Consider the following 13,676-nt stretch of genomic DNA (forward strand, 5'->3'; position numbering starts at 1 on the left):
AAATGGGACATGAATCTATGATTATTAGTGTTTTAGTTCCTCACACGAACTTTTTATACCTACTTTTATTACACAACATTAATTAGATTTATTTCCACTCGCTGGAAAAGTAAATTCTAACCACTTCTTAGCACCGCGATCGCTTTTTTGCACAGCTAACAACTTCAACGTTGTTTGCTTCAGCCTGGCTAGAAAAAAACATCAAGACTATTGACTTCAAATTCATGGCACTGGACCTGCCTGAACAAAGCAATAGCCTGACTTTTCATGACCCCAAATACACTTATCACTCTTATATTTAGGTACAAACAAAATGCAATTACGCACGCAAATCAAAAAATTCAAGCAATTAGCATTGGTCGCAACCACACTAACTACATCTACTATAGTACCATTGTTAGCTGGATTGATGCCTGCTGCTCAAGCTGTGCCTGTAACTGCTAGACGTGCTAATGATTTTACTGGCAGTGTTTGTGTCAATACTCACTTGGGCTATCTCGATACGCCTTACGGGAAGTACGATACTGTCAAACAAAAACTACTAGAATTGGGCGTTCGTCACATCCGCGATGGTGGCATGAGAGACGATATTGTTAGCAAATTCCAAGACTTAGCCAAAGTTGGAATTAAGACTACCTTCATCATGAATCCTGTTGATGGTACTGCACCCAATTCATCCTACTGGATGAAAGAGCCAGGTTACATGATTACTGACTTTGTTAAGAAAGTAGGCACAAATGCAATTGATGCAGTAGAAGTAGCCAACGAAATCGACCTTAACTATCACAGATACTACTGGCGTAAAGGCGATACTTCCAAATTAAATGACGACCCCAAATCCTCGTTATACTGGGCTACCTATATTCGCAGCTTGACCAAAGATACATGGGATGCAATCAAAAAAGATCCAGCCACAGCAGGTATCAAAGTAATTGGTCCATCTCTAGGGCGTACCTACGATCACGACCGCAGACCGCCTTTAGGCGACTTGAGTACCGTTGTAGATTGGGGCAATGTCCACTCCTATCCTTTTGGGGGCAATTCTTATAACGAACCATTTGCTTACAACACGATCGCAAAATACTACTATCAGTCCAGCTTCCCATCAGTCAACCTTGACGAACATCCCTATATATTCAATATTTATGCCCCACCATTTGGTAAAAAACCAATGTCAGCAACGGAAACTGGTTACTTTACCACTACTAAGAGCAAAGGTCTTTCCGAAAGGATACATGGTAAATATATGCCACGTTTATTCTTGGAATACTTCCGCAAAGGTATTGTCCGCACTTGCTCTTATGAATTGCTCGATGAGTGGAACGATCCAGGCAATGCAGAAGCTAATTTTGGCTTGCTTCGCAACGATTTTAGCGCCAAACCAGCTTACACAGCCTTGAAAAACTTGATGGGACGTTTAAAGGATACTACTACCAATGCAGCCACTTTTACACCGTCAGCATTAGACTACACGCTGACTGTTACACCACCAACAGGATACAATCGCACCCAGTACGTCCATAGTCTATTGTTGCAAAAGGGTCATGGTAAGTTTTACTTAGTGTTGTGGCACGAGATTTCTAACGGCGATCACTATAGCACTCCGATTAGAGAAATTATGCCGCCAGCGATGCCAACTAAGGTAACTTTAAATACGCCAATCAAAACTGTCAGTATTTCTACTGTAGATGATACAGGTAAAATGACTACAACAGCCGCTACCGCAGTTCAAAACAAGACAGTTAGTGTCAACGTAACTGACAAATTTATGGTTCTCAGCCTAACTCCTTAATCAGCAGTTAAGCCCTTTAACAGTGACCAGTTTTACAGTGACCAGTAATCAGTGACCAGTTATTAGTTTCATTTTATGAGTGGTTCGGTGTCCCCTAGCAAACGCCTGGTCGCTGGTTTAAGTAGGTACTAAATAAACTATCCATCTCAAATCCCGTAAATTCTGCTACTAAGATTTGCGGGATTTTGCCTTGCTCGCATGATGCTACAAATAGTTGAGATTATTTATAAATGTTTACAACCTTTCTATCTAGATAAGTGCTTGTGTTAGCTTAAATTTACTGGGTGCTTCGCTGCGATCGCCATTTATTGAGCAAGTAAGATTTTTTTAGTAATTGCAAATCTTACTCGAAAATTAGGAGAGAAGTTAGATGAACAAGCACTCTAGCCATTGGGAAGATTGTCTATTAGAAACATTTGGAGAAACTGTTAAAGCTCCATATGGTGACTTTGCAGCCATTGGAGGCTTAGTCGCAGCAGCTAGCGATGTTGAAAATTTGCAGCAAGTTGTACGGTGGCTTTCGCAATATCCCCAAGCTCAATATGCCCTGCAAAACCGGGTAACAATGGGAGATATCGATCTGCAAGCACTGCATCGCCTCAGCCCGCATACTTTTGGTTATGCCTATGCAGAACATCTGCTCGGTAATGGATTACAACCGATTAAACTGCCAGTAAGTGGAGATGATGGCAACTATATAATCGCGCACCTGACGGAAACTCACGATATTTGGCATATCATTACAGGGTTTGATACCACTATGGTAGGCGAGATTAAACTACAGGCATTTGTTACTGCACAGCTTAGGTTTTCGCGCTTTTCCTTAACTATGCTGGCTAAAAATATATTAAAAACTGCAATTGACGAGGTAGAGCTAACTGAGGAACGTTTAGATGCTATAACTTGGGGTTGGTTGGCGGGCAAACAGGCGCGTCCCTTATTTGGGATGCAGTGGAATACACTGTGGGATATGCCTTTAGAGCCGTTACGATTAGAGTTCAACATTCTCCCTAGCTATGACAGCACAGCCTGATTGCGCCAGTATCATCCCTAATATTCAGCTTACTTTTGAGCCTGGAGAAATCCAAACTGCTATAGAAGAGTTGCATCATAAATATCGTTGTTTGCAAGTAGGAGCGATCGCTAACTACATCCCAGAACTTGCGAAAATGAATCCAGACTGGTTTAGTATCTGCGTTGTGACGGCAGACGGTCAATGCTTTAGCGTTGGAGATTCTCAGCAACTATTTACGATTCAGTCGATTTCTAAGGTATTTGTCTATGGACTGGCGCTAGAAGATCGAGGACGCGATCGCGTATTAGCTACAGTAGGAGTAGAGCCGACGGGAGATGCCTTCAATGCGATTATTTTAGACGAGCGATCGCAAAGACCTTACAATCCAATGGTAAATGCGGGGGCGATCGCCACTACGAGCCTAATTCAAGGCAAAGGAGCCACAGAACGTCTCAATCGGATGCTAGCAATGTTCGAGCGCTATATCGGACACGAAAGCTTTATCGATATGCCTACATTTATGTCCGAACGCACCACCGGACACCGCAACCGCGCAATGGCGCATTTAATGCTCAATTTTGGCATGATTGACGAGAAAATCGACGAAGCGCTGGATTTATACTTTCAGCAATGTTCGCTGATGGTCAACTGTTTAGATTTGGCAGTAATGGCAGCAACTTTAGCTAATTGCGGCATTAATCCCCTAAATAAAGTCCAAGCTGTATCTAGTTGCTACATCAGAGATATTTTGAGCGTCATGTACACCTGTGGGATGTATAACTTTGCAGGCGAATGGGCTTACAAAGTTGGCTTACCTGCTAAAAGTGGGGTCAGCGGCGGCTTAATTGTTGTCGTACCGAGGCGCATGGGGATTGCTGTATTTTCTCCTTTATTAGACGAACGCGGTAACAGCGTCCGAGGAGTGAAAGTCTGTGAAGAACTTTCGCAGCGTTTTGGCTTGCATCTGTTTGAAAGTTAAGTCATAGCAAGAAACTCTAAGTAAGAATTACTCAATTCTTTCACAGCTAAGTCGTAAAACTGTTTGCCATGTTCGGGTGTGGCTAAATTGGGGTGAGAACCCATCCGCCCGTCAGGGTAGCGCTGGCGAAAATCGGCTGCACCATAAATTTTGTGTCCGGTAGCAACTTCTGCTGATAATGGCGCAGACTTAATTGCTTCAGGGTAAACATACTGAGTTACAGCAACTTCGCTCGGCGTAGCGTGAGAACCTTCTTTATCGCCATACAACTCTTTTGCTAATGTATAAACCGAACCGCACATAAACCAGTTACCGACTTGACACTGAACTAGGCGAGCGTTAGGGATATTGAGGTCAGCTAAATGCGAATAAGTTTCTGCAAAGGCGGCTTTAAGAGTAGCAATGTTACCGCCATGACCGTTGATAAAGAAAAACTTAGTAAATCCAGCCTTAGCTAAACAACTAACGTAGTCGCGAATTAGTAGGATCATCGTGCTAGGGCGCAGGCTAATCGTACCAGGAAAAGCTGTATGGTGCAGTGCCATACCGACATTAATTGTCGGGGCGACTACAGCAGAAGTTGCTTCACCTACACCACGAGCGATCGCTTCAGCACAAATTGCATCAGTACCAATCAAGCCAGTTGGTCCGTGTTGTTCGGTAGAACCAATCGGCAGAATAATCCCCTGAGATTGCTGTAAATAATCTTCAACTTCAGACCAAGTACATAAATGCAATAACATGATTAACTCCTTTATTAGCTTTGCAATCTCAACACAGTTACCAGACAAGGCAGTTTCTTCCTATTAACTGGTCACTGGTCACTGGTTACTGGTCACTGTTTTAAACCAATACTGGTTCTGGAATCGCGCCTTGCATTTTGCTCAAGGCATCAATTAAAGTATCTAGTTGTTGGTTGGGTTTGAGCTTATTTAAGCTGCGGACAATTACCTTACCAGGAGCATATACGTAGCGCGATCGCAGATGTTCTGGTAAGTTCTCGGCAAGTAACTTCCATGCTGGTTCTTCCATCTTTGTTTCTAAAGCAATATGCTGGGTAGCTTCAGGCTTAATCCGGCTAAAGCCCAAAGATTTAGCTAATTGTTTGAGTTCCATCACTCTTAGTAATTGTCTTGCTGCTGTCGGAACCGGACCAAAGCGATCGCCCCATTCAGCCGCAATTGCTTCTAATTCTTCTTGAGTTTTAGCAGTGGCGACAGAGCGATAAGCACTCATCTTTTGATCTAAATCGGCAATATAATCAGCCGGAATAAATGCTGTGAGATTGAGGTCAATTTGCGTATCGTCTACTTTGGGAATTTCCGATCCTTGAATTTCCCGAATCGACTCTTCCAAAATTTCCATATACAAATCAAAGCCAATTGCTTCCATTTGCCCAGATTGTTCAGCGCCTAATAAGTTGCCCACACCTCTAATTTCCATATCGCGCATCGCTAATTGATAGCCAGATCCCAGCGTGGCGAATTCTTGAATTGCTCTTAGCCTTTGCCTAGCGGCATCTGATAGAGCTTGGCGCTTGGGATAAAATAACCATGCATGAGCCTGAATTCCTGCTCTACCAACTCTTCCGCGCAACTGATATAGCTGCGATAGTCCAAATTTGTGTGCGTCCTCAATCAAAATTGTATTGACTCTAGGAATATCTAAGCCAGATTCAATAATGGTCGTACAGACTAAAATATCTGCTTCGCCATTATTAAACGTAAGCATAGTAGATTCTAATTGCGATTCATCCATTTGCCCGTGAGCGATCGCCAGCCTCGCACCAGGAATTGTCTCGCGCAAGTTAGCCGCAGTTTCTTCTATCCCTTCTACGCGCGGTACTACATAAAATACTTGTCCGCCGCGATCTAGTTCTTGGCGAATAGCGCTGCGGATTGTTTCTTTGTCGTAAGGTGAAAGATGAGTTTTGATCGGTCGCCTTGAAGGCGGCGGCGTAGTAATCAAGCTCATTTCCCGAATTCCTGACAATGACATATATAAGGTTCGTGGAATCGGCGTAGCGCTCAATGTCAGTACATCTACTTGAGTTTTTAGGGCTTTAATTTTTTCTTTTTGGTTAACGCCAAACCTTTGTTCTTCATCGACTACCAATAAGCCCAAATTGCGGATAGAGACACTTTTGCCTAGTAATTGATGCGTTCCGACAACTACATCTAGTTCGCCTGTTTCCAGTCGCGCTTGAATATTGCGGCGTTCTTCAGGGGTGCGGAAGCGATTGAGCAAACCTACTTGGATGGGGTAAGGAGCAAACCGTTCTTTGAGGGTATGGTAATGCTGCTGCGTCAAAATTGTCGTCGGCGCAAGTAAGGCTACTTGTTTGCCAGCCGTCACGGCTTTAAAGATGGCGCGAATTGCAACTTCTGTTTTACCAAAACCGACATCGCCGCAAACTAAACGATCCATTGGGCGATCGCTTTCCATATCGCGTTTGACATCGGCGGTAGCCTTAAGTTGATCGGGCGTAGGTTGGTAGGGAAAGGAGTCTTCCATTTCCTCTTGCCAAGGCATATCTGGCGGGTAAGCAAAACCTCTTTGCTGGGATCTGGCTGCATATAGTTTGAGTAAGTCTACAGCTAGTTTTCTAATGGCTTTACGGACTTTATTTTTGGTACTCGACCAAGATTTGCCCGACATTCTATTAAGCTGCGGGGGTGCGTCGCTAGTAGCGCGAAACCGACTTAAGGAACCTACTTGATCTGCTGCAACTCTTAATAACCCGTCAGCATACTGAATAACTAAATATTCGCGGGTTTCATTGTTGAGAGTCAGGCTTTCTAACCTGAGAAATTTTCCTAAGCCGTGACTTCTATGCACTACATAGTCGCCTTGCGCTAGCTTATTTGGATCTACTTGTTTGGATGCGGCGCGGCGGCGTTTGCGGACGTAGCTAGGAGTTGCTAAAGAATGCTGTCCGTAAAATTCCCGATCTGTAACAACTACCAGCCGAAATGTCGGCAGAATAAAGCCTTCTAATTCTGCTAATCCTGAATATTTGAGGGCTACAGGTGTATGTTGAATTTGCAGCCTATCTATTGCTTGATAATCGCGGGGATTGGGAATAAACTGTGCCGGACAATCGTGTTCTTGCAACAAAGATACAGAACGGCTAGGCTGGGCGGAAATCAGCCATGTAGAGAAACGGCGATCGCGCTGTTGGCGTAATGTTTCGGCAAGTTTGGCAAATTGGTGGGGCGTAGCTGGTACGGGACGGCTTGCGAGATTTAATCCTATTTCGTCTGCTAATTCTGATAGGTAAAGTTTATTAAATTCCTCAGCAGTAGCCAAGGAGTCGTCAAAAACGCGGTGAATTTTGGGCAGAGAACTATTAGTTCCTTGCTGCCATTGTTCTTGAGCATTTTCTACCCAGCGATCGCTATGTGCTATACATTGATCGAGTTCGTCTATGGCGACTAAAGTATTTTTGGGTAAATAATCCAGTAAAGAAGCTGGTTGAGGAAAAGCCAAGCCTAAAAATCGCCTGCTACCTTCTGGAGATTGACCGAGATCGAATTGCTCTTGTTCTTCAGGGGAAAGATAAGATTTAACTTGAGATGTCGCATCTTCACTCTTCAAGGCGGCTCTAATAATGCCACCAAAACTCGTTGGAGTGAGGACAACTTGCTCGATTTTATCTAAGGCAGTGCCATTTGAATTATTGCGTGGGTTGCTGCGTTGAGTAGCGGGGTCGAATTCTCGAATTTGCTGCAACTCGTCGCCAAACCAATCTAAGCGTACTGGCAACTCTGAGGCGACAGGAAACACATCAATAATATCGCCGCGCCTGCTCCATTGCCCTTCAATTTCAACTAGCGGCACTCGCTGATAACCTAGACTTGCCAACTGTTCGCTAAAAGCTTTTAAGTCTACTTCCATCCCACGTTTGAGCGTAAGGCAGTAGGGCAAGAATGCTGATAATGGTGGCAGATGGGGCTGTAAAGCAGCATGAGTGGCTACAACTGCGATCGCTTTACCGTTGTCGTTGTTAATTAAATCTGCTAAAACTTGCATTTGCCCCCAAATTGTCTCTGTTTCGGGGTCAAAAGGTTCGTAGGGGGATGCTTCTGACGTGGGGTAAAGATGTACCGTATGCCAGCCCATCACTTCTAGTTGAGCCGCCCAGCGTCCAGCTTCTTCTAAAGTGGCGCAGACTACGAATATATTTTGTTTTTGGTCTTGTGCTAGAGCAGAAGCTACTAATCCTTTAGGTAGACGGGGAGCGCCATTGAGGTGACAGACTCGGTTGCGTTCTAGTTTAGCTGCAAGTTCTGTCGTTAGAGGCGATCGCCCCAAAGCACGAACAATCGAAGAAAAAGGCATAGATTCTAGGGCAATTGGGTATTAATAACTTCGCTTTTCGCTCTTGAGTAAAGCCACTTATCTTATTGTAAAAGTCTATTTTCGCACTAGGGTTCTTCATTCTGGGATGATTTCCCCACAATTTTTGGAGTAGTATTCAGATTTAGAGGGACAAGAAATTAAGTAAAGCGAATCTCTTTTCTGCTCCTATCCTAGATAACTCAAAACTCAAAACTCAAAACTATTATTACCCTTGCTCCGTGACTGAACAAAATCCACGAATTGAGCCATTGACACGCACTCAGCTACTTGTGGCAATGGGTTTGACTGCTGTTTTATTAGGATTATTGACTAAGCTTTGGTTGCAGTTTGGTGACGTTGCTTTGTTACCTGTGCGCTGGGATGCAACAGTTTTGCCTTTGTCTGTGGCGATCGCGCTAGTTATTACTGCTATTAGTTCCTTAATGTATCAGTTTTGGTCGGATTACCGCAGTAGTGCAGATTTTTATTTAGAATTTGTCCTCAAGCCTTTGGTTTTGCCCGATTTGATTTGGGTAGGAATTTTGCCAGGGTTGAGCGAGGAGTTATTATTTCGCGGCGTGATGCTGCCTGCTTTTGGCTTAAATTTGACTGGAATTGTTGTATCTAGTATTTGCTTTGGTATTTTACACCTGAGTAGTTGCAAGCAATGGCAGTACGCAGTTTGGGCTACTGTTGTTGGTGGAATTTTTGGTTACATTGCAGTAGCTACAGGGAATTTATTGATTCCAATTATTGCCCACACGCTGACTAATTTTATTTCTAGTGGGGTTTGGAAATTTCGCCATCGCGTGTAGGCGTATTTTAGGGGTTGCGGGCGTGGTAGAGACGTTGCAGTGCAACGTCTCTACACAAATCATGCGGTAATTACAATTAATCGGGAATTTTGATATTTTTGGGATTGGTTTGTGCTTCTGGGTATTGGGGATTCATTGCTTCTAGGGTATCGGCGATCGCCCGCGCAATTACCAAATTCCTATACCATTTTTTATTAGCTGGCACAACATACCAAGGTGCATAATTTGTCGAGCAATTATTCAATGCATCTTGATAAGCTTGCTGGTAAGCATCCCAATACGAGCGTTCTTGCACGTCATTAATAGAAAATTTCCACAATTTATCTGGATCTTGCAATCGACTTTCCAAACGCCGTTTTTGCTCGTCTTTGGAAATATGGAGGAAAAATTTAACAATAGTAATGCCACTAAGCGTTAGCATTTGCTCGAAATTATTAATTGTGTGATATCGCTTGCGCCAAATTTCCTCTTCAACTAAGTTTTTCACGCGTACAATCAATACATCTTCGTAGTGAGAACGATTAAAAATTGTAATCATCCCGCGCTGTGGCGTTTTTTGATGGTAGCGCCACAAAAAGTCGTGATTTGATTCTTCCACGCTTGGATGTTTGAACGACCAAACACGACAGCCTTGAGGATTTATCCCACTAAAAACGTGCTTGATTGTCCCATCTTTTCCCCCCGTGTCCATCGCCTGTAATACAATTAACAAACTACGTTTATTTTCAGCATAAAGACGTTCTTGCAATAGTCCTAAGCGATCGCGCTGATACTGTAATTCTTCTTCAACGTCTTTCTTTTTCTTGTATTGTTCGCACGTATTTGGATTGATGTCAGATAAAGCGACTTCTTCTTTGGGTTTTACCCTGTATCGAGGGTAATTTGGTTTTGGCAATCGATCTAATATATGCTCTTCTGGCGATATTGTATCGGCAACTTTTTCGCTAGCAACAGCCGCCACTGCTTTTGTTTTGGCTGTTTCTGCTTGGTCTGAATCTTGACTATTTTTTGAATTATCTAATTGCAATTTTGCCCCCAAGTTTGTATCTTGTAGTTGTTTATACTTGATATTTATTACTTCTTAAGTTTGATGAAATTGACTAATTTTCAACCAAATATAGGTAAAAGATGAATGCAATTCAAACTTATGAAGACCGACGAAAACAATACTCCCAGTAACAGCGAACCTACTCCCCAGCAACGCGATAGCGTTTTAACTCCAGAGCAAACGCCCCCTTGGTCTTGGGGAATTACTCTAGTATTAGTAGCTGTAGTAAGTCTGCTCATATTTGCAGGTTTCTACTTTGGAATTATTAACGTGTAGAGTAAATTGAACTTAGAAAATAATTTATTTCTAAGTATGAAGGATGACTGCGTAACCCAGTCATCCTTCTCAGGATTGATAATAGTAGTTAAGATGCGATCGCTCTAATTTTTTAGCTGTGAATGCTTCCATCAGGCATAATTGTTCCGGTCAATTTTGCCCCAGTCAATCTGACCATAATTTTATCGTTTACCCCCATTTTTGCGCCGCGCAAATCTGCTCCGCTTAGGTCTGAGCCGCTTAAATCTGCACCAATTAAGTTAGTTTCGCGTAAGTTAGCATTGCTGAGTCTAGCGTGGAGTAAATTTGCTCGAAACAAATTTGCTCCTTGTAAATCTGCGCTATCAAGATTGACTCTATGTAAAAAAGCATCGCTCAAATTAGCGTTACTCAAATTAGCCTTGCTCAAATTCCGATAAGAAAAATCTTTTTCTGACAGGTTTGCGCCTCTAAAATCTGCTCCACTTAGATCGGTTGAAGGTTTCTTTGTCTGAGTTTGGTAGTAGTCGGGAGACGAGGATGGTTTCTTTGTCTGAGTTTGATAGTAGTCAGAAGCAGGTTTCTTTGTTTGCGTTTGATAGTAGTCAGAAGCAGGTTTTTTCGTTTGCTGATAGTAATCGGAGGGAGGTTTTCGTGCTGGCTCCTGATAGTAGTCGGAGGGCGGTTTTCTTGCCTGCTCCTGATACGCATGAGTATAATTATCTCTTGACTTTTGATAGGAAGATGACGAGTAACTAGGTGAGGCATTCTGAGCCGCTTGCCTAGCCCTACTAGAAGCAGCAACGCGCGATCGCATCAACCGCAGTTGTTCGCGGGCGTAGTTGATTTCTTTGAGCTTTTCCTGAGCTTTTTGGAGTAGTCGCAGGTTATCTTGAGGAATGCGATCGGGATGCCATATAAAAGCCAAGTCCTTATAAGCTTGATTGACCTCTTCGTTTGATGCTCCTGGCTCAATTCCCAGGATTCTGTAGCATCGGTCTAGATCGTTCATCTACACCAAACTCCACTAACATTTTTCTATTGTGCCTCGGACAAAAGCATTGCGATCTCTACTCTACCTACTTATTCATATTGCGCCATCTGCAATTCTTGATATTGTGGCAAATATAGCGCTAAAGACCAACTTGGCGAGAATAGTAAGGGGGCAGGGAGGATCGCCCACTCCTTGAGGAGAAGAGATATTTGAGGAAATGGGCATTTTGCCTGTTTACTAGGGTATCAAGCCCGAAGAGACAAGCGATCGCGCTTAAAGAAACTTATAAGAATCTATACTTTGACGCGCTTTTGCCACAATTGACTGAACATACTCGGTTTTACCTTGCGTATAAGCCTCGCGATCGCTTTTGAAATGATTTGCTAAACAGCGTTTGAGGACTTCGTAGCGCTGCACTTGGTCAGGATGCGATCTTAAGTAGTTGCGAAACAACAACCGCTCCTCCCAAAATTCACTTGTTAATTCAACCATGTGCAAGTGATGAGTACGTTGGCGACCAAAAGGCGGCATTCCTTTGACAAAAAACATTCTTCCTGGGCGAGGATCTTCTGCCCAATAAACATATTCAATTGCTTCTAATGCCGAAATAGCGTTTTGTGCCAATTCTAGAGAATGCACGCCAACTAGCAAATCAATAATTGGTTTTGCTGCAAGTCCAGGAATGGCTGTACTACCGATGTGTTCTATAGCAACGGTTAGAGCGTTGCCTAGAGCTTTTCGCACGTTTGTGGCTTCCTCAACAAATTGAGTTTGCCAATGCGGATCGGATTCAACAATGATTATTTCATCCATTAAAAACAATTTAATAACAAAAACTAAATCTCAAATGGCTCAAGCTCAATATTGCTCCATTTGCCTTGAAACCGCTCGCTAATAAATGGTCGAATCAGAAACTTGGGTGGCGTTCCATCCCGAACATCAATCCGTAAAAATGAGTAAGGGCGACGTTTTTGCGACCCCTCTCCGTTGCGCCCAACGTATAGAAGACTTCTAGCAATTACTTTACCGCCCTCTGTCTCCTTCAATTCCTGTCCTTCTGTGCGCTGACGACGCAAACTAAAACCACTACCACCGCAAACAATCCAATTAGTATGAGCATCAGCGTGTCCAGTATTGGTTGTACGGAGGTATTCTAAACAGTGGGCGTGACCGTTTAATACTAAATCGACGACCGGACGATCTGCTTTTAGGGAGCCGATTTGCTGAGAAACAGCATTTAGCACTGCGCGAAAACGAGAGCGAATTGCTAGGGTTTGTGCCTGATGCCATTTAGTTGCTTCGGTAACGTAAGGCGGATGGTGAAAATAAACTACTCGTCCGCGTACTTCGTTAGAATGCCAAGACTCAATTAATTTATCTTTGAACCAATTAAGTTGTTCTGTATCCGTTACCGTTGTCTCGTCGGCTGATAGTTGTTTATCAATATCATTTCTTAATTCATCAAGCTGTTCGATTTTGGTACGCAGATCGTCTAATAGTTCGGATTCTTCTGGGTTATTAGGGTTAAGGCTAGCGCACTGCTCGACGTAGGACAATTTTTCATTATCTAGCCGTTCTCGCCGTTCTTCTAGTTGGCGGCGGTAATCCTGTCCTTCTTTGGTTTTGGGCAAAGGTACAGGCGCGTTAAAAGTATTGGAATCGAGGGCAAAAAAGTCAATTCCCCCACTGCGAAAGGTGTAATAACGATTGGGTAAACGAGTAAATTTTCCTGGTTCGTAGTACAGGGCGCGACCTTTATTAGTTTTGGCGTTGTAGTGGCGGTCTAGGTGGCGCTGCAAGTCGCCTTCATCGTCAAAACCTTTAAGATAGTCCAAAAATGCTTTAGCGTATGCCTTGCCCTTATCTGAGCCATGCCAGCCAATATCTATATCTAGTTTAGATTGGAGCAAGCGGCGCAGAGGAAGAGTAGTTTGGGCGACTAAACCGTAGATAAATGGTAAGTCGTAATAATCGTGATTGCCTGGTACGGGGAGAAATGGCAAGTTGAATACCATTTTGTCATAGTCGATGCGCTTGGGATAGTCGCCGCCTAATATCAACTCGCGATAGGGATCGATAAAGTTTTTGTGATAGTATTCGCTCGACCCTACTAGATACATGACATCGCCTGTATGTAGGACAAAGCGGCTGCTATCTACGTGGTCGAGCATTTGTTTGGCTACTCGCCTTTGGGGATTGTGTCCGCCTTGAGGTCCTGCGCCACTGTCACCAATGACCAAAAATGAGAACTCAGAGTCGTCAGTAGTGCGATCGCCTCCTAATACTAGACGAGTTTGGTCGATATCGCGCTGGGTAATGAGCGGATCTTGCCAGCGCACTCGTTCTTGCATTTTGCTAATTTTGACGGCGATTGGCGGATCGGAGACAAATTTCATAACTTATATAACTCCTGAATTTGGAGCCAACAAAAAGCCTC

Annotated in this window: 11 protein-coding genes; 5 read left to right on the plus strand and 6 right to left on the minus strand. The window is 43.4% G+C overall.

Annotated features, from left to right (window positions below; translation table 11 throughout):
• Positions 1-313: 313 nt before the first annotated feature.
• From UH38_RS03220 to glsA, 3 genes are all read left to right on the plus strand, one after another.
• Positions 314-1,792, plus strand: coding sequence for a hypothetical protein (locus tag UH38_RS03220; protein ID WP_045053180.1), 1,479 nt, complete (start codon positions 314-316; stop codon positions 1,790-1,792).
• Positions 1,793-2,162: 370 nt separating this feature from the next.
• Positions 2,163-2,825: a Coq4 family protein gene (locus tag UH38_RS03225; protein ID WP_045053181.1), complete on the plus strand. Its 663-nt coding sequence runs from the start codon at positions 2,163-2,165 to the stop codon at positions 2,823-2,825.
• Positions 2,809-3,786, plus strand: coding sequence for a glutaminase A (gene glsA, locus UH38_RS03230; RefSeq protein WP_082065292.1), 978 nt, complete (start codon positions 2,809-2,811; stop codon positions 3,784-3,786). The genes UH38_RS03225 and glsA overlap by 17 nt, the downstream gene beginning before the upstream one ends.
• Here the strand turns inward: glsA and UH38_RS03235 are convergent.
• Together UH38_RS03235 and mfd are read right to left on the minus strand one after the other, a co-directional pair.
• Positions 3,783-4,529 (minus strand): creatininase family protein, encoded by a 747-nt coding sequence (locus tag UH38_RS03235; RefSeq protein WP_045053182.1) that lies wholly within the window; start codon positions 4,527-4,529, stop codon positions 3,783-3,785. The genes glsA and UH38_RS03235 overlap by 4 nt on opposite strands.
• A gap of 100 nt (positions 4,530-4,629) precedes the next feature.
• Positions 4,630-8,127, minus strand: coding sequence for a transcription-repair coupling factor (gene mfd, locus UH38_RS03240; protein WP_045053183.1), 3,498 nt, complete (start codon positions 8,125-8,127; stop codon positions 4,630-4,632).
• Positions 8,128-8,366: 239 nt separating this feature from the next.
• Here mfd and UH38_RS03245 point away from each other — a divergent pair, with 239 nt between their 5' ends.
• A complete protein-coding gene (locus UH38_RS03245; RefSeq protein ID WP_045053184.1) occupies positions 8,367-8,942 on the plus strand; it encodes a CPBP family intramembrane glutamic endopeptidase in 576 nt (191 codons plus the stop codon).
• Between the two features lie 76 nt (positions 8,943-9,018).
• Here the strand turns inward: UH38_RS03245 and UH38_RS03250 are convergent, their stop codons facing one another.
• Positions 9,019-9,969 (minus strand): polyphosphate kinase 2 family protein, encoded by a 951-nt coding sequence (locus UH38_RS03250; RefSeq protein WP_144405619.1) that lies wholly within the window; start codon positions 9,967-9,969, stop codon positions 9,019-9,021.
• 120 nt (positions 9,970-10,089) lie between these two features.
• On the opposite strand from UH38_RS03250, the gene UH38_RS26630 reads away from it, so the two are divergent.
• Complete coding sequence (locus tag UH38_RS26630) at positions 10,090-10,266, plus strand: hypothetical protein (RefSeq protein WP_235355033.1); 177 nt, start codon at positions 10,090-10,092, stop codon at positions 10,264-10,266.
• A gap of 112 nt (positions 10,267-10,378) precedes the next feature.
• On the opposite strand, the gene UH38_RS03260 is transcribed toward UH38_RS26630, so the two are convergent.
• The 3 genes from UH38_RS03260 to UH38_RS03270 all read right to left on the minus strand — a co-directional run bounded on the left by UH38_RS03260 (position 10,379) and on the right by UH38_RS03270 (position 13,635).
• A complete protein-coding gene (locus tag UH38_RS03260; RefSeq protein ID WP_045053187.1) occupies positions 10,379-11,257 on the minus strand; it encodes a pentapeptide repeat-containing protein in 879 nt (292 codons plus the stop codon).
• Between the two features lie 255 nt (positions 11,258-11,512).
• Entirely contained in the window at positions 11,513-12,052 is a 540-nt protein-coding gene (locus tag UH38_RS03265; RefSeq protein WP_045053188.1) for a GrpB family protein, read from the minus strand.
• A gap of 23 nt (positions 12,053-12,075) precedes the next feature.
• Positions 12,076-13,635 carry a metallophosphoesterase family protein gene (locus UH38_RS03270; RefSeq protein ID WP_045053189.1) on the minus strand — a complete coding sequence of 520 codons (1,560 nt, stop codon included), beginning with the start codon at positions 13,633-13,635 and terminating at the stop codon, positions 12,076-12,078.
• Positions 13,636-13,676: the final 41 nt, after the last annotated feature.

Source organism: Aliterella atlantica CENA595 (genome assembly GCF_000952155.1).
Classification (GTDB): domain Bacteria; phylum Cyanobacteriota; class Cyanobacteriia; order Cyanobacteriales; family Chroococcidiopsidaceae; genus Aliterella; species Aliterella atlantica.

What these genes read in the sequence shown, in the direction of transcription:
- UH38_RS03220 (WP_045053180.1), top strand. Translation starts at nt 314, where the DNA reads ATGCAATTACGCACGCAAATCAAAAAATTCAAGCAATTAGCATTGGTC.
- UH38_RS03225 (WP_045053181.1), top strand. Translation starts at nt 2,163, where the DNA reads ATGAACAAGCACTCTAGCCATTGGGAAGATTGTCTATTAGAAACATTT.
- glsA (WP_082065292.1), top strand. Translation starts at nt 2,809, where the DNA reads ATGACAGCACAGCCTGATTGCGCCAGTATCATCCCTAATATTCAGCTT.
- UH38_RS03235 (WP_045053182.1), bottom strand. Translation starts at nt 4,529, where the DNA reads ATGTTATTGCATTTATGTACTTGGTCTGAAGTTGAAGATTATTTACAG.
- mfd (WP_045053183.1), bottom strand. Translation starts at nt 8,127, where the DNA reads ATGCCTTTTTCTTCGATTGTTCGTGCTTTGGGGCGATCGCCTCTAACG.
- UH38_RS26630 (WP_235355033.1), top strand. Translation starts at nt 10,090, where the DNA reads ATGAAGACCGACGAAAACAATACTCCCAGTAACAGCGAACCTACTCCC.
- UH38_RS03260 (WP_045053187.1), bottom strand. Translation starts at nt 11,257, where the DNA reads ATGAACGATCTAGACCGATGCTACAGAATCCTGGGAATTGAGCCAGGA.
- UH38_RS03265 (WP_045053188.1), bottom strand. Translation starts at nt 12,052, where the DNA reads ATGGATGAAATAATCATTGTTGAATCCGATCCGCATTGGCAAACTCAA.
- UH38_RS03270 (WP_045053189.1), bottom strand. Translation starts at nt 13,635, where the DNA reads ATGAAATTTGTCTCCGATCCGCCAATCGCCGTCAAAATTAGCAAAATG.